Source organism: Chelatococcus sambhunathii (genome assembly GCF_001418005.1).
In the GTDB taxonomy this organism is placed as follows: domain Bacteria; phylum Pseudomonadota; class Alphaproteobacteria; order Rhizobiales; family Beijerinckiaceae; genus Chelatococcus_A; species Chelatococcus_A sambhunathii.
The window spans coordinates 56,990-77,467 of the sequence record NZ_LIOL01000002.1 but is presented as its reverse complement, the minus strand read 5'-3'; the positions used below and the strand labels follow the sequence as shown (position 1 = coordinate 77,467).

Sequence of the window (20,478 nt, the reverse complement as noted above, 5' to 3'; positions counted from 1 at the left end):
CGATGGCGGTCCGGTATCTAAAAAGGGGCTTGGGAACGACATTTATGGCTCGTCATGGCCGGGCTTGTCCCGGCCATCCACGATCTTGCCGTTCGTCACAAGCTACGACGTGGGTGCTTGAGACCCCTCTTCGCCCATCATGGCCGGCAATGCGTATACGCATTGCCGTCGCCATCCGCGCCTTCAATCTGCGCGAGCGTCACGGCGTGGATGCCCGCGACGAGCGCGGGCATGACGGTGTGCGGTCGGGGGCCGGCGCTTCCACTCCGTCCGGATCCATGGCCCGGACGGAGTGATCCACCGACGTTGTCACTGCACCGCGCGGATCTTCTCCACCAGCGCCTGCAGCTTGGGATCCTTCACGAAGGAGGCGTAGAAGGGCTTCATCGCTTCCTCGAACGGCTTCTTGTCGATGGTGATCACCTCGACGCCGGCCTGCCGTACGATCTCCTCGGACTTCTTCTCGCGCGCCTGCCAGAGCTCGCGCATCTTGACGACGGACTTCTTCGCCGCGTCGCGGAAGGCGGCCTGATCCTCAGGCGAGAGCTTGTCCCACACCTTCTTCGACATCACCAGCACCTCCGGCGACAGGGAGTGCTCGGTGAGCGTGTAGAACTTCGCCACCTCGAAGTGCTTGGAGCTCTCGAGGCTCGGCCAGTTGTTCTCGGCCCCGTCGATGACGCCCGTCTGCAGCGCCGAATAGACCTCGCCGTAGGGCATCGGCGTCGGATTGCCACCCATGGCCTTGACCATGCCGATGAAGAGGTCGGACTGCTGCACGCGGATCTTGAGCCCCTTCACGTCATCGAGGCTGCGCACCGGCTTCTTCGTCGTGTAGAGGCTGCGTGCGCCGGAATCGTAGAAGGCGAGCCCGACGAGGTCATGCGCCTCGAAAGCCTTCAGGATCTCGTCGCCAATCGGCCCGTCGACAACCTTGTGCATGTGGTCGACCGAACGGAAGAGGAATGGCAGCGACAGCACGCCCGTTTCCGGGATGAGGTTGTTGAACGGCGCCATGTTGACGCGGTTGAGGTCGAGCACGCCGAAGCGCGTCTGCTCGATCGTGTCCTTCTCGCTGCCGAGCTGCTCGGAGACGAAGACCTTGATGTCATACCGCCCGTTAGTGGCCTCCTTGAGCAGGGAGCCCATGTATTTCACGGCCTCGACGGTGGGATAGCCGTCGGGGTGGACGTCCGCCGAACGAAGGACGGTCTGCGCCGACGCGGGCGCGATGGCAAGCGCCGCAGCTGCGAGCGCCGTGCCGATGAGAGTGCCGAATTTAAGCATTCAAGATGCCTCCCTGGAAATGGAACCGGGGCTTTTCGCCCTCGTTTTCTTGGCGGACCCGACAGGCCGCAGCGGCGGCGGTGGCGCGGGGGAGCCCCTGGCGCCGGCCGACCGCGGATCACCCCTCGCCGACGGCGCGGGTAACAGAAAGACGGATGTCGCCGGCCGCGCCGCACGACACGATCGCCTCCATGCCCGGTCGCACCGGATGGATGCCCGTGCTCGCCCCGGTCGAGACGATATCGCCGGTCTTGAGGCCAACGCCTCGCGCGGACAGGCAATTGGCGGCGAAGAGGAGGGCGCCGAGGGGTCCGCCCGGCACCTTCGCTGCACTGCCCTCGCCGACGGTCGCACCGTCAACCACGACACGGGTCGCGAGCGCCTCGAGCGGCGCATCGCGCCAGCCCCTCACCGCCGGCCCGAGGATGACGCCGGCATTGTTGCCGAAGCCGCTGATAATGGCAGCCGGCCCGAGATCGTTGATGACGGCGAGCGGATTGCTGGCAACCTCCACGGCGAGGAAGAGGTCGTCCACCGCTTGCGTCACGTCGTCGAGGCCGTAGGGCGCATCGCGCGCCGGCAGGTCGGCGCCGAGACGGACCGCGAACTCGGCCTCGATGGCCGCAAAGCCGCCCTCGATCACCGGCGCGGCCACCGCTTCCCCTCTCGCCTCGACCAGCGTGCCGGCGAAGACCGGGCCGACGAGTCGCTCCGCGCCGCCGTAGGCCGGGCGAAGGTCCGGATGGATGAGCGCGACCTTCCAGCCCACGACGGGTGCGCCCCATTGGCGGATCGCTTCGTCTTGAACGGCATAGGCCCCATCAACGGAAGCGGGCAGCGGACCGGGAAAGGAATCGAGCGCCACTGCCGCGCGACGGGCCGCCACGAAGCGCTTTGCGATTTCGGCGGAAGCTGCAGGCGAGCGCCCGAGATCCTGCATGTCTCCTCCCCTTCCCCCTACCGGTATTGCCCGGCCATCTTGTCATTCCAGATTGCGCCCCTGGCAGTGAATGTCGACCGCCGCGGCGTCCTCCGCAATCGTATATTTGTGTATGGTAGTATGCTCTGCTATATGGAGCAACAGCCATTTGAACCGTTTCAAACATAATTTGAACCGTTTGAATAGGGTCGAAAACCGTGCGAGCAGAATCGCAGACCACTTTCGAATCGGCGGCGCGACGCGTCGAGCGCGAGTTGCGGCGAGCCATCATCACGCTTGCCATAGCCCCCGGAACACGCCTGTCGGAGGTGGAGATCGCCCAGCGCTGGGGCGTCTCGCGCCAGCCGGTACGCGAGGCGCTCATCGCGCTTGCGAGGTCACGCCTGGTCGAGACGCTGCCCCAGCGCGGCACTGTCGTTGCCCTTCTCTCCGTACGCCAGATGATGGAGGCGCGCTTTGTGCGCGAAGCGGTGGAGGCGGCCGTCGTCCGCCGCGCCTGCGAGGGCTTTTCCTCCCAGAGCCGCCAGCGCATCGACGACCTGCTCGACCTGCAGGAGAAGGCGGCCGAGCGCGGCGACCATACAGCCTTCCAGCGCACGGACGAACTGTTCCATCTGGCCCTCGTCGAGGGCACGGGCAGCATCCTTGCCTGGCAGGCAATCGAGGACCTCAAGGCTCACATGGACAGGGTCTGCTATCTCACCCTGCCCGGCACCGAGGCGATGCGCCCGCTCGTCACCCAACATCGCGCCATCATGACCGCCATCGACGCGCGCGACGCCGACGCTGCCGAGAAGGCCATGCGCTACCACCTCAACGAGATCCTGCGCGCTCTCCCGCGCGTAGAGGCCGACCACCCTCACCTCTTCGAGTGAGCCGGCGGCGGCGCCATCCATCCGCAACCACGAGGCCCAACCTATGCCCGCCCAAGGAACCACCATGTCCATCGAGACCCGCCACGCCATCCACTGGCGCGAGGCGGAGACCTTCGACACGGAAGCGCTGCGCGAGAATTTCCTCGTGCCCGGCCTGCTCGTGCCCGGCGCGCTCAACGTCACCTACACCCACTACGACCGGCTGATGCTCGCCGGCGCCGTGCCGCTCGGCGAGCCCCTCGCCTTCACCGAGGCCCATGCGCAGCTCGTCGGCAGCGAGCATCATCTCGCCCGCCGCGAGCTCGGCCTCGTCAACATCGGCGGCCCCGGCCGCATCACGGCCGACGGCACAACCTTCGACCTCGGCTTCCAGGACGCGCTCTATCTCGGCTCCGGCACGGCCGACGTGACCTTCGCCAGCGTCGATCCCGCCAATCCGGCCAAGTTCTACATCAACACGGCCCCGGCCCACGCGCGCCATCCCGCCCGGCACATCACCAAGGAGGCGGCGAAGGCCGTCCCGCTCGGCAGCCAGGAGACCGCCAACAAGCGCACCATCTTCCAGTACCTGCATCCGGACGTGCTGCCGACCTGCCAGCTCGTCATGGGCCTCACCCGCCTTGAGAGCGGCAGCGTCTGGAACACGATGCCGGCCCACACCCACGACCGGCGCATGGAGGCCTATCTCTATTTCGAGCTGCCGGAGAACGCCTTCACGGTGCACCTGATGGGCCGGCCCGAGGCGACGCGCCATCTCGTCGTGCGCAACGAAGAGGCCATCGTCTCCCCGCCCTGGTCGATCCACTGCGGCGCCGGCACCACGAGCTATGCCTTCATCTGGAGCATGGCCGGCGACAACCAGGCCTTCACCGACATGGACATGATCGCCATGCAGGACCTGCGCTGAGGAGCCGGCCCATGACGACCACGACCAGCACTGCGCCGGCTTTCGCCAGCCTCTTCGACCTCTCCGGCAAGGTCGCCCTCGTCACCGGCGCGCGCACCGGCCTCGGCAAGGCGCTGGCCGAGGCGCTCGCCAGTGCCGGGGCGGACGTCGTCGGCCTCGGCTCGCGCCCCATGCCGGAAACGGCCCGTGCCGTCGCCGCGCAGGGCTGCAGCTTCCACGAGGTCGTGTGCGACCTCGAGAAGCCGCAGGACTTCCCTGCCCTCGTCGCCGACATCGTCGCAAGGGCCGGTGGCGTCGACATCCTCGTCAACAACGCCGGCATCATTCGCCGCGAGAACGTGCTCGACTATACGGAGGCGGACTGGGACGCGGTGATGACCGTGAACCTCAAGAGCCTCTTCCAGCTCTCGCAGGCGGTCGGGCGGCACATGGTGGCGAGCGGCCGGCCGGGCCGCATCGTCAACATCGCCTCGCTCCTCTCCTTCCAGGGCGGCATCCGCGTGCCGGCCTACACGGCGGCGAAGCACGGCGTCGCCGGCCTCACCAAGCTCATGGCGAACGAGCTGGCGCCGAAGGGCATCACCGTCAACGCCATCGCCCCCGGCTATATGGAGACGGACAACACGGCGGCCCTCAGGGCGGATCCCGAGCGCACACGTCAACTCATGGATCGCATCCCTGCCGGCCGGTGGGGCGCGCCGCAGGACCTCGCCACCGCCGTCCTCTTCTTCGCCGCCCCGGCAAGCGGCTACGTCACCGGCACGGTGCTGCCGGTCGACGGCGGCTGGATGGCGCGGTGACGGCATACGGATAGCCATCGCGGCCGAAGTCTCCCCGCACCGCCGAGGCCTGCCCCGCGTGCCGCAACGTGTGCACAGGCCGCTGAGTCTCGTGCGGACGAGCAACGCTTCCCCGGGGTTATGGCCGGGCCTGTCCCGGCCATCCACGCCTTTTGCGCTCCTGCCAGCATCGCCGCGCGGATGCCCGCGACAGGCGCGGGCATGATGGCGGGGGACTTGCGCTGCGCGGCTTGTCGCGCAGGCGGCCGATCAGGCGCGGGGCATGACGACTGGGGCGTTGCACTCCGTGGCTTCGTCTTGCCAAACGACGGCCATGGACGAGCGCGGCCATGCCCCCGGCGATGGCCGACGCCCCCTTACGCCCTGCCCTGCACCCGCTGCAGCGCCATCATCGCGCCGCGCAGTTCGGCGAGGCCGCGCAGGCGGCCGATGCAGGAATAGCCGGGGTTCGTCTTCTTGCCGACATCGTCGAGCATGAGGTGGCCGTGGTCCGGCCGCATGGGGATGACGGCATCCGCCCGCCCCTCGGCACGGCGGCGCGCCTCCTCGTCGAGGAGCGCCCCGATGACACCGATCATGTCGGACGAGCCGGCGAGATGGTCGTCCTCGAAGAAGGAGCCGTCGTCCTCGCGCTTCACGTTGCGCAGGTGGGCGAAGTGGATGCGCGGGCCGAATTCGCGCACCATGGCGACGAGGTCGTTGTCCGCCCGCGCGCCGTAAGATCCGACGCAGAAGGTCAGCCCGTTCGCCGGCGTGTCCGCCGCGGCCAGGACGGCACGGGCGTCCTCTGCCGTGGAGACGACGCGCGGAAGGCCGAAGAGCGAGAACGGCGGATCGTCCGGATGGATGCACAGGCGCGCGCCGACCTCCTCCGCCACCGGCGCCACCTCCTGCAGGAAGGCAACGAGATTGGCGCGCAACTCGGCCGGGCCGATGCCGTCATAGGCGGAGAGCAGCTTGCGCATGCCCGCGCGGTCGTGAGTAAAATCCGAGCCCGGCAGGCCGGCGATGATGTTGCGCTCGAGCGCGTCCTTGTCGGCCTCGCTCATGGCGGCGACGCGGACGCGGGCCGCCGAGAGGATGGCCTCGGGATAGCTCGCCTCGGCGCCCTGACGCTCCAGGATGAAGACGTCGTAAGCGGCGAAATCCACCATGTCGAAGCGCAGGGCAAAGCTGCCGTCGGCGACCTGCCACATCAGGTTGGTGCGCGTCCAGTCCACCACTGGCATGAAGTTGTAGCAGATGGTGGTGACGCCGCCGGCGGCGCAGGCGCGCAGCGAGGCGATCCAGTTGTCGATGTAGCGCCGGAAGTTGCCCGAGCGGGTCTTGATGTCGTCGTGGACCGGGATGCTCTCGACGACGGACCAGGTGAGTCCCGCCTGCTCGATCAAGGCGCGCCGCTCCGCGACGGCCTCGACGGTCCAGGACTCGCCGCTGGTGATCTGGTGCAACGCGCTGACGATCCCGGTGGCACCGGTCTGGCGCACATCGGCCAGGGTTACCGGATCCTGTGGGCCGAACCACCGCCAAGTCTGTTCCATCACAGCCCCTCGCTCATCGGGCGCAGCGCGCCCATCGCATTCTCACTGCGGCGTCTTATATCGATTTAGCTGGCTGCGCGAAGCCCCCTACCGCCACTGTCCACTTTGCGGCCTGCGATGCCGCGCGCTATAGCGAAGCCGAAACGGCAGGAGAAGGGTTGCACGGACGGTGACGGAGCGCTCCCACGCACCGCTGACATTGCTGGCGCTGCTCGCAGGCATCCTCTTCCTTGCCTTGCAGGGCGGGCGGCCGCTTGTGCCGCCGTCCCCCGACATCGTCGTCACGGCACAGGCCGTCGCCACCGGCAATCTCTCGCCGGCCGCCCTCCACGATGTTCTTACCCCGCGCGGCGGAAGCAGCCAGCCGTTCGCCGGTCCCTCCGACCCGCCGGCACCGCTGACGCCCCATGCGACTGCCGCGGCCGCGCCCGAAGCCGCTCCGCGATGCACATTCGGCCAGCCGGCAGCCTGGCCGGCGCGCTCCCATGCTCCCTGCGCCCGTCCGCAGACGGGCCCGCCCGCGGCGTGAACCGGCGGCGCGGTTCGCCGCGCCGGTTTCACGCAGTCGGCCATGCCGGCTGGAGCTTGCCTCGCCGCCTGTCGGGCGGCTGACGAGGTCACATCCATGTATTCTTCGACCCATTCTGCGGCCGCTGCCGGCTGCTTGCGCGCGGCTGCGTGCGTGCCCCACCCCGCCACCGTTCTGCCATTGCCGCGGAGGTGAGCGATGTCCGTCCAGTTTTCCAGGAAGGGCGTCGCCCGCGCGACCGCCGTGAGCGCGGTCATTCTCGTCGGCACCGAGATCCTCGGTGTCGCGGTCGCCACCGGCTGGGCCATCGGTGGCCTCATGGAACTTGGCGACGTCGCAACCCTGATGCTGACGTTCCTGCTCGCCGCCGGCGGGGTTGCCGTCCTCGCGAAGTTCACCCGCCGAGTGATCGACGTCGAGCTGAAAGGCCATTCCGTCGAGATCCTCGACCGGCAACCGGCCGAGGACCGGAGCCCCTGAGGCTCGGGACGCTCACCGCGCCGGCGCGTCCTCGACGAGCCGGCGGCCGGCGCTGAACAGCACCGCGAGCGTCATCACCGCCTCGAGCATGAACCACGGTCCCGCCAGCCTGTCGAAGCCGACGGAGGCGACCTCGCTGGTGCGCAGCCACCACAGCTGTGCGCTGCAGGGGCAGACACCCTGGAAGGTGGCGAGCACTGTCATGCGCGCCGCCCAGATGACCTGCACCAGCATCAGCGCGCCGAGACCGAGGAGCAGCCGCCTGTGCCGGCGCTCGACCTCCGCCTGCGCCAGCGCGAACCAGCCGACCACGAAGAAAGGCATGGACACGAAGGCGCCGACGCTCAGCGCCTCTGTCCAGCATTGGCTGCAGGCCGTGATGATGGTCGAGAGGATGCCGCTCGCCGCACCGACAACGAAGGCTGCCGCGGCGACGAAAACGCCCCTGCGCCCGAGAATGAAGGAAATCGCGAAGGCAACCGCAAGGGCGGCAGCGATCAGCAACACGAGGCGCAACATGCTCTTCCCCCCAAAGGCCGTCGGGCGGACCGCCCGGCCCGCCCGATGGTTTTCATACGCTGTTGCACTGCCAATGAGGATGCAAGGCGACACGAGTGATGCCTGCGCCCGTCACGCCGGCTCGTTGCAGGGCATGCACGCCTCGAAACGCCTGCAAGGTCAAAGGCGTGGGCGGCCGGGACGGACCCGGCCATGACGCGGCAAACGTAGCGAGTCGCTCCGCAGGTCCCCGCACTCCGTCAGCCGGCAGCCCGGGAAGCGGCCCGGCCGGCAGGCTCTCAAGGGCCCGTCCTCAGTGCAGAATCTGGCTGAGGAAGAGCTTGGTACGCTCGTGCTGCGGATTCTTGAAGAACTCGTCGGGCGTGTTCATCTCGACGATCTGTCCCGCATCCATGAAGATGACGCGGTTCGCCACCTGCCGCGCAAAGCCCATCTCGTGGGTGACGACGAGCATGGTCATGCCCTCTTCCGCGAGCGTGACCATGGTATCGAGCACCTCCTTGACCATCTCCGGGTCGAGCGCCGAGGTCGGCTCGTCGAACAGCATGATCTTCGGGCTCATGCACAGCGAGCGCGCGATGGCGACGCGCTGCTGCTGCCCGCCCGAGAGCTGGCCCGGATATTTGTTGGCCTGCTCGGGGATCTTGACGCGGGTGAGATAGTGCATCGCGATCTCTTCCGCGTCCTTCTTCGGCATCTTGCGCACCCAGATCGGCGCCAGCGTGCAATTCTCGAGGATAGTGAGGTGCGGGAACAGGTTGAAGTGCTGGAACACCATGCCGACGTCGCGCCGGATCTCGTCGATCCGCTTCAGGTCGTTGGTCAGTTCCACGCCATCGACGATGATCTTGCCCTGCTGGTGCTCCTCAAGCCGATTGATGCAGCGGATCATGGTCGACTTGCCCGAACCCGATGGACCGCACACGACGATGCGCTCGCCGCGCGTCACCTTGAGATTGATGTCGCGCAGCACATGGAACTCGCCGTACCACTTGTGCACGCCAATCATCTCGACCGCGGTCTCGGTCTTCAGCGAAACGGGCTTGAGCTGGGCCGGACGGTCCGTTGCGGTTGCCATTGCCATCGTTTCTTACCTCTTTTGTCCAGCCGCGAGCCGGCGTTCCACCGCCAGCGAATAGCGCGACATGCCGTAGCAGCAGATGAAATAGAAAAGCCCCGCGAAGGCGTAACCGGTGAGCCGTGTCACGGGCGTCGCCCAGGTCGGGTCGACGAGCGTCACCTCGACGGTCTTGATGAGGTCGAAGATGCCGACGATGGACACCAGCGTCGTGTCCTTGAACAGGCCGATGAAGGTGTTGACGATGCCGGGGATGACGATGCGCAGCGCCTGCGGCAGGATGATGAGGCGCATCATCCGCCAGTAGCCGAGCCCGAGCGACATCGCCCCCTCGTACTGGCCCTTGGGGATCGCCTGCAGCCCGCCGCGCACCACCTCGGCCATGTAGGCGGAGGCGAAGAGCGCGACGCCCACCAGCGGCCGCAGCAGCCTGTCGGGCGACATGTTGCCCGGCAGGAAGAGCGGCAGCATCGTGTTGGCCATGAACAGCACGGTGATCAGCGGTACGCCGCGCACGACCTCGATGAAGATGACGCTGGCGAGCCTGACGAGCGGCAGGCGCGAGCGCCGGCCGAGAGCGAGCAGCACGCCGAGCGGCAGCGACACGACGATGCCGACGATGGAGACGACGAGCGTCACGAGGATGCCGCCCCACAGCGAGGTGTCGACCCGCTCGAGGCCGACGGCCGTCGAGCCGCGCAGCAGGATGAAGGCGACCACAGGGAAGATGACGAAGAAGTAGAGAGCCCCGAGGTTGCGCTTCGGCGCGTCGAGCCACAGCAACCAAGCGATGCCGATGGCGCCGAGCACGAAGACGATGTCGACGCGCCAGCGCTCGTCCCACGGATAGGATCCGTAGACGAAATAGCTGAACTTGGCGTCCACATAGGCCCAGCAGGCCCCCACCTCTCGGCCGACGCTGGCCGCGAGGCACGCCTCGCGGTCGCTGCCCGTCCATACCGCATCGAGGAAGAAGAAGCGGATCGCCGGGGGCACGACGAGATAGATGATGTAAAGCGCGATCAGCGTCAGGATGGTGTTGCCGACGGACGAGAACAGGTTCTCGCGCACCCAGGCGACCCAGCCACGCGCCATCAGCGGCGGCGGCTGTTCAGCGATGGGAGTGCCACGGACGTAGGCGACGGGTTCGGTCGTGATGGCCATCGTCACCTCCTCATCGTTCGACGATCGCCGCACGGCGGTTGTAGATGTTCATCACCAGCGAGGTGATGAGGCTGATGGCGAGATAGACCGCCATGGTGATCGCGATCACCTCGACCGCCTGCCCCGTCTGGTTGAGCACGGTGCCCATGAAGACCTGCGCGAGGTCCGGATAGCCGATGGCCACTGCCAGGGACGAGTTCTTGGTGAGGTTGAGATACTGGCTGGTCAGCGGCGGCACGATGACGCGCATCGCCTGCGGGATGACGACGAGCCTGAGCGTCGGCCCCTCGCGCAGGCCGAGCGCGTGCGCCGCCTCGGTCTGCCCGCGCGATACGGCAAGGATGCCAGCACGCACGATCTCGGCGATGAACGCAGCCGTATAGGTCGACAAGCCGACGAGCAGCGCCACGAACTCGGGAAAGATCTGCACCCCGCCCGCAAAATTGAAGCCGCGCAGTTCGGGATAGCTGAGGGCGATAGGCCGCCCGGCGAGCAGGAACACGAGGAGCGGCAGGCCCACGATGAGCGCCAGCGCCACGGTGCCGACGGGCGCCTGCTGTCCCGTCATCTCTTGGCGTCGCCTTGCCCAGCGCCGAAAGATGAAGGCGCCGACGATGCCCGCGACGGCTGCGCCGATGACGAGGCCGGCCCCGGGCTCGAGCAGCGGCTGCGGCGCGAAGAGGCCGCGGTTGTTGAGGAAAATGCCGCTCCCCACCTCGTAAGACTGGCGCGGATTGGGCAGCGCCTTCAGCACCGCGTTGTACCAGATGAACAGCTGCAGCAGCAGCGGCACGTTGCGGATCGCCTCGACATAGACCTTGGCGAGTTTCGCTACGATCCAGTTGGACGACAGGCGCGCGACGCCCACGATGAAGCCAAGGATCGTGGCCAGCACGATGCCGATGGCGGCGACCAGCAGCGTGTTGAGCAGGCCGACGATGAAGGCGTCGCCATAGGTCGAACCGCCCGAGCTGCTGAAGGGAATGAGCGTCTGATTGACGTCGAAACCCGCCGTCGTCGACAGGAAGTCGAACCCCGAGGCGATCCTCGCCCTGCGCAGGTTCTCGATGGCATTGGTCGTCGCCTCGTAGATAAGCAGGGCGAGAATGGCGACGAGGATCACTTGATAGGCAATGCCGCGCACCCTGGGGTCGTTGATCAGACTCGTGCGCGGACTTGTGCTTTGGGTAACGTCGGTCACTGACATGCCTCCCGACACGGGAACGTGCGGAACGCTCCCGTCTTGGCAACTACATTGCGGCCGACATGAAAGATGTCGGCCGGCGTTCGCTTGTCGGTCAGGCTAACAGCCGAAGCACCCCACTCCCGTCATCTTGCGTTCTTTTTTCATTTTCATTCCCCTTGTAACGGCAGGCGTCTGGCGGCCCACCTTGGACGTTTGTTATTATAGCACCCGCCCGCCGGTCTGCTTAACCTGTTTACAGGCAGTTGCTTGCTTGTGACCGTCACCGGTGCCCCGGACCGTCCTCCCCGGCCCGGGGCACCGCTCTTCTCAGCGGATCGGCGGCGCGTACTGCAGACCGCCCTTGGTCCACAGCGCGTTGAGGCCACGCTTGATCTTCAGGAGCGATCCCTCGCCCACGTTCTTCTCGAAGATTTCGCCGTAGTTCCCCACGTGCTTGATGACCCGGTAGGCCCAATCATTGGTGAGGCCGATGGCCTCTCCGAACTTGCCTTCGGCGCCGAGCAGGCGCTTGATCTCGGGATTGTCAGACTTCAGCTGCTCGTCGACATTGGCCTTGGTGACGCCGAGCTCCTCGGCATTGAGCATGGCGTAATGCACCCACTTCACCACGTCGAACCACTGGTCGTCGCCATGGCGGACGGACGGGCCGAGCGGCTCCTTGGAGATGATCTCCGGCAGGACGATGTGATCATCGGGGTTCGTCAGCTTCAGGCGCTCGGCGTAAAGGCCCGAAGCGTCGGTGGTGAAGGCGTCGCAGCGGCCCGAATCATAGGCCTTGACGGTTTCGTCCGACGTCGCGAAGGCCACCACCTCGTACTTCATGTTGTTGGCGCGGAAATAGTCCGCGAGGTTGAGCTCCGTCGTCGTGCCCTGCTGAGTGCACACCGAGGCGCCGTCGAGCTCGAGCGCCGAGGAGATGCCGAGGCTCTTGCGGACCATGAAGCCCTGGCCGTCATAGTAGTTGACGCCCGTGAAGTTGAGGCCGAGCGAGGTATCGCGCGACATCGTCCAGGTGGTGTTGCGGATGAGGACGTCCGCCTCGCCCGACTGAAGGGCCGTAAAGCGGTCCTTCGCCGACAGCGGGATGAACTTGACCTTGTTCGGATCGTCGAAGACGGCCGCGGCCAGCGCACGGCACAGGTCGACGTCAAGGCCGGTCCAGTTGCCCTTGTCGTCCGGCACGCCGAAACCGGCAAGGCCGGTGTTGGCGCCGCACTGGATGAAGCCTTTCTGCTTGATCTGGTCGAGCGTCGCAGCCGAAACGGCCGTTGCCGCGAAGCCGGCCGCCAGCCCGACTACGACCGAAGCGATCATACGTTTCATTGATTGAATCTCCCACTCTGAAGGTCCGTCGGAACCGGAAAAGGCCTGTTCATCGGACCTCCCCTCGCTCCGGGCAGGCCCATCGCGACCGGCCACCATACCCGACCAGGCGGGGGACGGCATCTCCGGCGCAGGCTCCATGCATCACGGACTGTTATGCATCACATTCGACTTTGTTGAGCCGGTCAAGCACAACCGTGACAAACTCATGGCACAAAAGGGGCAGAACGACGGTCGGTCGCCGCTCTCCCCGCAAAACACGTGGCTCCGTCGCAGCGGCACGGCTTGACGGCAGCGGGAACGCCAGTCCAAACATCCGGACATCCACGCTCACGACCCCCAGGGTTTTCCACAGGCATGTCTTCCAGCACCGACAGACCGCGCGGCATCCGCACCCGCCTCGTCACCGCCGGGCGCAACCCCGACGAGCAATTCGGCTTCATCAACACCCCGGTCTACCGCGGTTCGACCGTGCTCTATCCGACGATGGACGCGCTGGTCCATCGCAAGGCGCGCTATACCTATGGCACCAAGGGCACGCCGACGATCTCGGCCCTCGAGAGCGCCTGGACGGACCTGACCGGCGCCGCCGGCACCATCGTCGTCCCCTCCGGCCTCGCGGCCGTCACGATCGCGCTACTCGCCTCGGTCAAGGCGGGCGACCACGTGCTCGTGACCGACAGCGTCTACCAGCCGACGCGCCATTTCTGCGACACGGTGCTGAAGCGCATGGGCGTCGCGGTCGACTATTTCGACCCGCTCGTCGGCGCCGGCATCGCCGCTTTGATGAAGGACAACACGTCGGTCGTCTTCACCGAGACGCCGGGCTCACAGACCTTCGAGGTGCAGGACGTGCCGGCCATCGCCGAGGTAGCCCATCAGCGCGGCGCCCTCGTGCTGCTCGACAACACTTGGGCGACCCCCCTGTTCTATCCGCCGCACGAGCGCGGCGCCGACATCGCCATCGAGGCCGGCACCAAGTATCTCGGCGGCCACTCCGACCTGCTCATCGGCCTCGTCTCCGCCACAGACCGCTGCTGGCCTGCCCTGCGCGCCACCTTCGATGCCTTCGGCGCCTGCGCCGGCCCGGAAGACACGTTCCTCGCCCTGCGCGGCATGCGCACGATGCAGCTGCGCCTCAAGGAGGCCGAGAAGCAGGCGCTCGACCTCGCGGCCTGGCTCGAGGCGCGCCCGGAGGTGAAGCAGGTGCGGCACCCGGCGCTCACCTCCTGCCCCGGCCACGAGACATGGAAGCGCGACTTCCTCGGCTCGACCGGCGTCTTCTCCATCGTTCTTCATCCGGCATCGCAGAAGGCCGTCGCCGCCCTCCTCGACGGGCTCGAACTCTTCGGCATGGGCTTTTCGTGGGGCGGCTTCGAGAGCCTGATCATCCCCTTCGACTGCCGCAGCTATCGCACGGCAAGCGCCTGGAACCCGGGCGGCCCGTGCCTGCGCCTGCAGGTCGGTCTCGAGGATCTCGACGACCTGAAGGCCGATCTCGATGCCGGTTTCGCGCGGCTGAAGGCTGCCGGCTAAGCGGATTCACTTTCCGAGCAACGGGGCATAACGCATTGCTCCCGCTTGCGTTTCCCGCCCGACAACCAGCGCGGCGCCTTCAGCCCTTGGCGGCCGAGCGCGCGGCGCGCCGCTCGCGGGTGATGAAGACGAGGTTGCGCAGGTAGATGAAGATGCTGAATGCTTGGCCCAGGATGATCACCGGCTCGCGCTTGTAGAGCCCGTAGACGAGCGTGATGAGCCCGCCGCCGATGGAGAAGAACCAGAAGGCGACCGGGATGACGCTGCGCTGCTCGCGCTCGCTCGCCACCCACTGCACGACGAAGCGCATGGCGAAGAGCAGCTGGCCGATGAGGCCAAGCGCCAGCCAGAAGTCGAAGTTGGCGATGAAGACCTCGTAGAGGTAGCCGCCGATTTCGCGCGACAACGAGATGACGAGCATTACTTCAACTCCTCGGCGGGCGCCGCCCGCCGGCAGCGGCGGATGAGCCACCAAACGCCGCAGAGATCGAGGATCCCGACCCACAGACGGTCGAACAGCCCGTAGTTGGACTGCCCGGTCAGGCGCGGCCGGTCGACCACGTCGACGAGCACCACGTCGTAGCCCTCGCGCTTGACGAGGGCCGGCATGAAGCGATGAATGGCGTCGAAGTAGGGCAGGCTCAGGAAGATGTCCCGCCGCACCGCCTTGAGGCCGCATCCCGTATCGCGGGTGCCGTCGCCGAGGACGGCGCGGCGGACCTTGTTGGCGATGCGTGACTGCATGCGCTTGAAGCCCGTGTCCTTGCGTCCGAGACGCTGGCCGGCCGCAAGCCCGACGCCCGGCCCGCCCGCTTCGAGCGCGGCGACGAGCTTGGGGATGAAGGCGGGGTCGTTCTGGCCGTCGCCGTCGATGGTCACGATGATCGGCGCCCGCGCCACGCGCGCGCCCGCCCGGACGGCGGCGCTCTGCCCGGCCGAGCGCTCGCGCCGCAACCGCCTCAGCCACGGCCGCTCGGCCGCCAGCCGCGCCAGCTCCATGCCGGTGCCGTCGCTCGACCCGTCATCGACGTAGATCACCTCGAAGGGGGCAAGGCCGGCGCAGGCGCGCTCGATCTCGGCCACCAGCGGCGCGATGTTGCCAGCCTCGTTCTTCACCGGCACGACGATGCTCACGCGCGGTGCCGGGGCATCGATCTGCGATTGATCGTTCATCTCAAACCTTGCAGGCAACCGGACAGCCGGCGGGGCTCACAAGCAATGGTCCTCATTCGCCCGTGACGTAAACGCCGACATCGAGCTTGCGCCCTCCGTTGATATTGAATCCCGGCACCCGTGTGACGAGACGTGGTGTTTTTCCCATCTCGCCGAGCGACGCAAGGAATTCCTGTTCCGCCCGCGCCTCAACGAGCGCGATGCGGCACCCGGGGCCGTCGAGGAAGGCGGCCGCCGCCTGCCCGTCCGAGGCCATCGCCAGATCGGTGCCGACGAGGAAGACCAGGCTCGGCTCGCGATAGCCGACCGTCACGACCTGCGGCGACGGACAGTCGATCGATGTGACCGCCTCCGCGAGCCGCGGCGACAGCTTCAGCGCGCGCAGCAGCGGCTGCGTGAGCCCCCACACGGAGGCCGACAGCACGAGCGAGGCGGCGATGGCGAGCACCGCCGTCTTGATGACCGCCCCGCGCCGGAAGGCGAGCCAGGCCCAGACGGCGACGAGGGTGGCGACGAGCATCCCCGGCATGCCCGCATAGGGCGGCACCCCGTCGAGCTGATGGCCGGCGATGCCGAGGCCAATCAGCAAGCCGAGTGGAATGAAGGGAATGAGCAGCGCCGCCGGTACGGCCGCGGGGCGATGCGGCCCGACCTCGCCGAGCTCCATGACCTTGACCGTGAAGATGGCAAGGGCCGGATAGAGGGGCAGCACGTAATGCGGCAGCTTGGTCGGCACGGCCTCGAAGATGATCCAGGACGGCAGCACCCAGGCGAGGCACACCGCGACCCAGGGCTCCGCCCGCCATCGCCAGGCGAGCGGCAGGGCGATGGCCGTGAGCACGGCCGCCGGCCAGAACGTGCCGAAGAAGGCGAGGAGATAGAAGCCGGGCGGAGCCCAGTGCTTCTCCTGGCCCGAGCCGACCTTGGCCAGCATGTCCTTGCCGACCGATTCATCGAAGAAGGCGCCGCCCGTCTTCATGGCGATAGCGATGAACCACGGCGCGACGATGAGCGCCGTCAGCAGCAGTCCCCAGCCGGGCCTGAGGCCCTTCAGCCAGCCGACCGCGCGGGCGCGGACCGACAGGGCCGCCCCGGCGAGGCCGACCACCATGGGGCCGATGGGTCCCTTGACAAGGATGGAGAGGGCGAAGGCAGCCCAGAAGGCGGCTATGGTGCCAGCCGGAATGATCCTGTCGCGCCAGAGATAGAGCCGCGCCAGGGAGCCGAACATCACCACGGTCGTGGCTGTCAGCACCGCATCCGTCTTGGCGAGCCGCGCCTCGACGCCGAGGAGGATGGAAGCGGCCATGAAGGCGCCGGCAAGCAGCGCCCCACCCGGCGACACGAAGGCGAGCGCCGCCCAGTAGGTGACGAGCACCGTCGCCACCGCGCCGAGGAAGGAGGGGATGCGATAATAGGCGATGGTGGCGCGCGCGTTGTCGACGCCGAGCGCCTCCGCCCCGGCGACGACCGCGCTCTGCAGCCAGTAGATGCCGACGGGCTTCTTGTGACGCGCCTCGTCCTGGAAGCGGATGTCGACGAAATCGCCGGTCTCGAGCATCTGCTTGCTCGCCTGGGCGAAGCGGGGCTCGTCCCGGTCCATCGGCTGGAGGGAAGCGAAACCCGGCGCGAAGACCGCGCAGGACAGGAGGAAGAGGACGACGAGCGCCCTCGCATGGCTCGCACTCAGGGCCGCGACGAGCCGCTGCGCCCAGTCGCCGCCCTGCACCGCGCCCTTTTTGCGCACACCGGCTGGCGCCGTGCTTTCATCGATCAAGGCCATTCTCTCGCCCGTTCCGGAAATCCCGCCCGGCGCCGCCATCGGCGCCCGTGCTTCCGCGCTCGCCCCGGCGCTCTCGCATGTCGAACGAGCGCCGTTTTAGCGGCGGCTTGCGCAGCCGGCAATGGCTCGCCCCGACGCCCTCCGCCCCTTGGGGCATCCCTGCCGACGCGTCCGGCCAACCGCCTTGCATCGACCACAATTGGGCCCTATCGTCACCTTATCGGGATTTGGCCGGAATATTGGTCTGTCACGCCTCGCAGTCAGGCGCACCTACCTACTTCTTCCCCAAAATCTGCGACGACAATGGCGCTCGCCCGCTTGGCGTGCGCGCGCCCGCGTGCAACCTGAAGACGAAGGATACGACAAATGAGCACCGGCACCGTGAAGTGGTTCAACGAGCAGAAGGGTTATGGCTTCATTCAGCCGGATGACGGCGGCAAGGACGTGTTCGTCCACATCAGCGCCGTCGAGCGCGCCGGTCTGCGCAGCCTGAACGAAGGCCAGAAGATCTCCTACGAGCTCGAGACGGACCGCCGCACCGGCAAGACCTCGGCCGGCAACCTCCAGGCCGCCTGAGACCTTCTCCGGCGGGAGGGCGCATGCGCCCTCCCGCAAGTGTCGTGCGGTTTCCGGGTCTTTTCTTCGATCCTTTGCCGCTTGCGCCGATCCCGGCCCTTGCGCCGGCAGCGTCATCGCGACCGCGCCCTTCCCGTCGGCCGCATCGCCGCATGATTAAGACATGGCCGCAGGTCTGGCCGCCGCAGATGTCCTGCCCGCCGGCCATGCGAAGCTGCCCCGCGCAGCCGCGGACGCGATGCCGCCCTGCAGCCGTCTCGGCGCCAAGCTGTGCGCCGCTGTGCATCTCGGCTCCCTTTCGCTCCGATTGTGCACGCGATGCCCTTGCCTTCGCCCGCCGAAAACACTAGGAAAACCTTGGACATGAACGGTACGGGGCATAGCGCAGTCTGGTAGCGCATCTGCTTTGGGAGCAGAGGGTCGCAGGTTCAAATCCTGCTGCCCCGACCATCATGTCTGAGGCTGCTCCGGCAGGTGCCTTCCGGCGTCTGTCAGGTGTGGCTGCAGCCCGTTTCCACAGGAAGCCGCGACCGAGCAATGATCGCACGCATCTACAAGCCGACGAAGACGGCCATGCAATCCGGCACCGCCAAGACGAAGCGCTGGCTGCTCGAATACGAGGCGGAGAAGCCGCGCGAGGTCGAGCCGTTGATGGGCTGGACGAGTTCGTCGGACATGCGCCAGCAACTCAGGCTCTCCTTCGACAGCCAGGAAGAGGCCGAAGCCTACGCGCGCCGCAACGGCATCGCCTATCGCGTCGAGCAGCCGCTTGCCCCGAAGCGCCGCATCATCTCCTATTCGGACAATTTCAAGTTCAACCGCGTGACACCCTGGACGCACTGACGCGGCCGGCGAACCACGCGACGGCCCCTTAGCTCAGCTGGATAGAGCAAGTGCCTTCTAAGCACTAGGTCGCAGGTTCGAGCCCTGCAGGGGTCGCCACGTCAAACATCCGGATCGGCTTTCGCGGCGGCCGCGGCATCGCTCAGGTGCGCAAAGGCCATTTGCTTTCCGGCTCCGGCCACGTATGAGGAAGGATGCCGGGCGTGGTGCGCCCGGATTCGCTTGTTCCTTTCGAGGGGCCCGTTCATGAAAAAGATCGTTCTTCTGGGCGCACTGGCCTTCGGTCTCGCCGCCTGCAACACCAGCAACCCGGGCGACCGCGCGGTCGGCGGCGCCCTCATCGGCGGCGGCGCCGGCGCCCTCGTGGGCGGCCTCGCCACCGGTACGGCGGGCGGCGCGCTGGTCGGTGGCGCCATCGGCGCGGCCGGTGGTGCCATGATCGGTGCGGCGACGGCGCCCCAGTGCCAGACCTACTACTACCGTGGCCGTCGCTATCGCGACTGCTGAGGCCGCTGCGCGCGATGCCGAAGGCCGGCGGATCTCCGCCGGCCTTTTTTGGCTGGATGTTCCGGCGTGACCCTTCCGCCTCAGGCGAAGGTGTCCAGCTTTCCGAAATGTTCGGCCAACAGGTAATAGAAGGTCAGACGCGACTTCGTGCGGTCGTCCTTCATCGTCTGACAGACCGCCTTGATGGCGCCGTCGAGATCGCCGCTCGTCAGTCCCAGCTTTTTCTTCAGGAAGTTCTCGCGGATGCGGGCGCATTCGTCCGGATCGGAGCAGGCGACATAACGGCTGTCGGCCCTGCCGAGCACCAGCTGGTACGTCTTGGCGAGACCTGCCAACGCGGCTTCGTTGACAGGTTTCTTCGCATATTTCTGAACATCGGCGAGTTGTTCCGACATCGTCCCTCTCCGGGCTTGGGTTGCTGGATGGAATTACGCAACACGAGCTGTAAAGATCAGGATGAGAAGCGCCGGCCTGTTGCCTCCTCGAATCGCCGGGCATCAGAGGCGGCGGAAGCGCCCCGGCGCCATTCAAAGCTTTGCTGCCCGGTTTGGCAATCACCGGACCGCTGGTCCCCGCGCTGCCCCGCCACGCATCCGACACAGAAACCCGCTGAGATGGCGCTGGTGCCGCCGGCCCGGACGCGCTACAGCCCCAACCGGAACGGCGCAGAGGCTTTCGCGCCGCTTCCCGAGATGAAGGACCTCACATGTATACACTGGAAATCGGCCGCAAGGCTGTCGCCGTGATCGACGCCGACGAGGAACAGGCCCGCGCCGTCTTCGATCAGGAGGCCTTCAGGAACGACCTCAGACAGATGACGAGCGATGGCGAGCCTCTGTGGGACGGCATCATGCCGCTCAGCCTGCGCCCGGCAAGCGAGGAGGAAGCCGAGACCTTCGACCTCATGATGGAGGAGGACGCGGAGGCATTCGACGAGGACGAACCCCTCGACGGCGAGGAGGAGGGCCTTGATGTGCTCTTCCTCGTGCCGATTGACGACGGGGAAGACGGCGTCTGACGCCACAACAGAGCGAATTGACCACGGGAGCAACATCATCGGGGGCGAGAGCGCCCCGAACGCTTCGCACGGCACAGGCGGCCCGCATCCGCCGAGAGCCCGCCGCAACACCGCTGCGCCGAGCCCGATGATCGTGTTCGACCTCGACTGCAGCCGGTTTCAATCCGCGCCCCCGCGTAGGGAGCGACAGCAGGCCGATGGCCGCATACTCGGTATCGAGCACGTTTCAATCCGCGCCCCCGCGTAGGGAGCGACTCCTCGAAAACAACCGCCACGGGGGGCCGAACATGTTTCAATCCGCGCCCCCGCGTAGGGAGCGACATGGTGCCATGATCCAATCTACAGCCTCCCCGTTCGTTTCAATCCGCGCCCCCGCGTAGGGAGCGACCTCA

The 20,478-nt window shown here is 67.0% G+C and carries 22 protein-coding genes and 2 tRNA genes; 12 read left to right on the top strand and 12 right to left on the bottom strand.

Features of this window, described 5'->3' with window-relative positions; genetic code table 11:
* Nucleotides 1-309 precede the first annotated feature (309 nt).
* Together ASC46_RS03980 and ASC46_RS03975 are read right to left on the bottom strand one after the other, a co-directional pair.
* Nucleotides 310-1,287 (bottom strand): TRAP transporter substrate-binding protein, encoded by a 978-nt coding sequence (locus tag ASC46_RS03980; protein ID WP_055458022.1) that lies wholly within the window; start codon nucleotides 1,285-1,287, stop codon nucleotides 310-312.
* A 118-nt stretch (nucleotides 1,288-1,405) separates the two neighbouring features.
* Nucleotides 1,406-2,227, bottom strand: a complete 822-nt coding sequence (locus ASC46_RS03975) for a 2-keto-4-pentenoate hydratase (RefSeq protein ID WP_055458021.1) — start codon at nucleotides 2,225-2,227, stop codon at nucleotides 1,406-1,408.
* A 197-nt stretch (nucleotides 2,228-2,424) separates the two neighbouring features.
* Between ASC46_RS03975 and ASC46_RS03970 the strand changes: the two genes are divergently transcribed.
* From ASC46_RS03970 to kduD, 3 genes are all read left to right on the top strand, one after another.
* Nucleotides 2,425-3,102 (top strand): GntR family transcriptional regulator, encoded by a 678-nt coding sequence (locus ASC46_RS03970; RefSeq protein ID WP_096335324.1) that lies wholly within the window; start codon nucleotides 2,425-2,427, stop codon nucleotides 3,100-3,102.
* Nucleotides 3,103-3,166: 64 nt separating this feature from the next.
* Complete coding sequence (gene kduI, locus ASC46_RS03965; RefSeq protein ID WP_055458019.1) at nucleotides 3,167-4,009, top strand: 5-dehydro-4-deoxy-D-glucuronate isomerase; 843 nt, start codon at nucleotides 3,167-3,169, stop codon at nucleotides 4,007-4,009.
* An 11-nt stretch (nucleotides 4,010-4,020) separates the two neighbouring features.
* A complete protein-coding gene (kduD, locus tag ASC46_RS03960) occupies nucleotides 4,021-4,809 on the top strand; it encodes a 2-dehydro-3-deoxy-D-gluconate 5-dehydrogenase KduD (RefSeq protein ID WP_055458018.1) in 789 nt (262 codons plus the stop codon).
* Between the two features lie 356 nt (nucleotides 4,810-5,165).
* Here kduD and uxuA read toward each other — a convergent pair whose 3' ends face one another.
* Complete coding sequence (uxuA, locus tag ASC46_RS03955) at nucleotides 5,166-6,350, bottom strand: mannonate dehydratase (protein ID WP_055458017.1); 1,185 nt, start codon at nucleotides 6,348-6,350, stop codon at nucleotides 5,166-5,168.
* A 169-nt stretch (nucleotides 6,351-6,519) separates the two neighbouring features.
* Here uxuA and ASC46_RS03950 point away from each other — a divergent pair, with 169 nt between their 5' ends.
* The gene (locus ASC46_RS03950; RefSeq protein ID WP_055458016.1) at nucleotides 6,520-6,879 is read left to right on the top strand and encodes a hypothetical protein; all 360 of its coding nucleotides are present in this window, start codon (nucleotides 6,520-6,522) and stop codon (nucleotides 6,877-6,879) included.
* A gap of 198 nt (nucleotides 6,880-7,077) precedes the next feature.
* Nucleotides 7,078-7,359 carry a hypothetical protein gene (locus ASC46_RS03945; protein ID WP_055458015.1) on the top strand — a complete coding sequence of 94 codons (282 nt, stop codon included), beginning with the start codon at nucleotides 7,078-7,080 and terminating at the stop codon, nucleotides 7,357-7,359.
* Nucleotides 7,360-7,371: 12 nt separating this feature from the next.
* Here the strand turns inward: ASC46_RS03945 and ASC46_RS03940 are convergent, their stop codons facing one another.
* From ASC46_RS03940 to ASC46_RS03920, 5 genes are all read right to left on the bottom strand, one after another.
* Nucleotides 7,372-7,878, bottom strand: coding sequence for a hypothetical protein (locus ASC46_RS03940; RefSeq protein WP_055458014.1), 507 nt, complete (start codon nucleotides 7,876-7,878; stop codon nucleotides 7,372-7,374).
* 292 nt (nucleotides 7,879-8,170) lie between these two features.
* Nucleotides 8,171-8,887, bottom strand: a complete 717-nt coding sequence (locus ASC46_RS03935) for an amino acid ABC transporter ATP-binding protein (RefSeq protein WP_141659664.1) — start codon at nucleotides 8,885-8,887, stop codon at nucleotides 8,171-8,173.
* 81 nt (nucleotides 8,888-8,968) lie between these two features.
* Entirely contained in the window at nucleotides 8,969-10,120 is a 1,152-nt protein-coding gene (locus ASC46_RS03930; RefSeq protein WP_055458012.1) for an amino acid ABC transporter permease, read from the bottom strand.
* A 10-nt stretch (nucleotides 10,121-10,130) separates the two neighbouring features.
* Complete coding sequence (locus ASC46_RS03925; RefSeq protein WP_055458011.1) at nucleotides 10,131-11,327, bottom strand: amino acid ABC transporter permease; 1,197 nt, start codon at nucleotides 11,325-11,327, stop codon at nucleotides 10,131-10,133.
* Nucleotides 11,328-11,633: 306 nt separating this feature from the next.
* Nucleotides 11,634-12,650, bottom strand: a complete 1,017-nt coding sequence (locus tag ASC46_RS03920; RefSeq protein ID WP_055458010.1) for an amino acid ABC transporter substrate-binding protein — start codon at nucleotides 12,648-12,650, stop codon at nucleotides 11,634-11,636.
* Between the two features lie 357 nt (nucleotides 12,651-13,007).
* Here ASC46_RS03920 and metC point away from each other — a divergent pair, with 357 nt between their 5' ends.
* Entirely contained in the window at nucleotides 13,008-14,186 is a 1,179-nt protein-coding gene (gene metC, locus ASC46_RS03915) for a cystathionine beta-lyase (protein ID WP_055458009.1), read from the top strand.
* A gap of 79 nt (nucleotides 14,187-14,265) precedes the next feature.
* On the opposite strand, the gene ASC46_RS03910 is transcribed toward metC, so the two are convergent.
* Genes ASC46_RS03910 through ASC46_RS03900 form a run of 3 tightly spaced genes read right to left on the bottom strand, consistent with a single transcriptional unit; the run spans nucleotide 14,266 to nucleotide 17,142 of the window.
* Complete coding sequence (locus ASC46_RS03910) at nucleotides 14,266-14,607, bottom strand: lipid-A-disaccharide synthase N-terminal domain-containing protein (RefSeq protein WP_055458008.1); 342 nt, start codon at nucleotides 14,605-14,607, stop codon at nucleotides 14,266-14,268.
* Nucleotides 14,607-15,359, bottom strand: a complete 753-nt coding sequence (locus ASC46_RS03905; RefSeq protein ID WP_055458007.1) for a glycosyltransferase family 2 protein — start codon at nucleotides 15,357-15,359, stop codon at nucleotides 14,607-14,609. The genes ASC46_RS03910 and ASC46_RS03905 overlap by 1 nt, the downstream gene beginning before the upstream one ends.
* A gap of 52 nt (nucleotides 15,360-15,411) precedes the next feature.
* A complete protein-coding gene (locus ASC46_RS03900) occupies nucleotides 15,412-17,142 on the bottom strand; it encodes an ArnT family glycosyltransferase (RefSeq protein WP_055458006.1) in 1,731 nt (576 codons plus the stop codon).
* A gap of 366 nt (nucleotides 17,143-17,508) precedes the next feature.
* On the opposite strand from ASC46_RS03900, the gene ASC46_RS03895 reads away from it, so the two are divergent.
* From ASC46_RS03895 to ASC46_RS03875, 5 genes are all read left to right on the top strand, one after another.
* Nucleotides 17,509-17,718 carry a cold-shock protein gene (locus ASC46_RS03895; RefSeq protein ID WP_019402418.1) on the top strand — a complete coding sequence of 70 codons (210 nt, stop codon included), beginning with the start codon at nucleotides 17,509-17,511 and terminating at the stop codon, nucleotides 17,716-17,718.
* 373 nt (nucleotides 17,719-18,091) lie between these two features.
* Nucleotides 18,092-18,168 (top strand) — tRNA-Pro (locus ASC46_RS03890).
* An 87-nt stretch (nucleotides 18,169-18,255) separates the two neighbouring features.
* Entirely contained in the window at nucleotides 18,256-18,561 is a 306-nt protein-coding gene (locus tag ASC46_RS03885; protein WP_055458005.1) for an ETC complex I subunit, read from the top strand.
* A 22-nt stretch (nucleotides 18,562-18,583) separates the two neighbouring features.
* Nucleotides 18,584-18,660, top strand: a tRNA-Arg gene (locus ASC46_RS03880).
* Nucleotides 18,661-18,807: 147 nt separating this feature from the next.
* Nucleotides 18,808-19,068, top strand: a complete 261-nt coding sequence (locus tag ASC46_RS03875) for a glycine zipper domain-containing protein (RefSeq protein WP_055458004.1) — start codon at nucleotides 18,808-18,810, stop codon at nucleotides 19,066-19,068.
* Between the two features lie 80 nt (nucleotides 19,069-19,148).
* On the opposite strand, the gene ASC46_RS03870 is transcribed toward ASC46_RS03875, so the two are convergent.
* Nucleotides 19,149-19,463, bottom strand: a complete 315-nt coding sequence (locus ASC46_RS03870) for a DUF2853 family protein (RefSeq protein ID WP_055458003.1) — start codon at nucleotides 19,461-19,463, stop codon at nucleotides 19,149-19,151.
* A gap of 311 nt (nucleotides 19,464-19,774) precedes the next feature.
* Here ASC46_RS03870 and ASC46_RS03865 point away from each other — a divergent pair, with 311 nt between their 5' ends.
* Nucleotides 19,775-20,086: a hypothetical protein gene (locus tag ASC46_RS03865; RefSeq protein WP_055458002.1), complete on the top strand. Its 312-nt coding sequence runs from the start codon at nucleotides 19,775-19,777 to the stop codon at nucleotides 20,084-20,086.
* Nucleotides 20,087-20,478 lie beyond the last annotated feature (392 nt).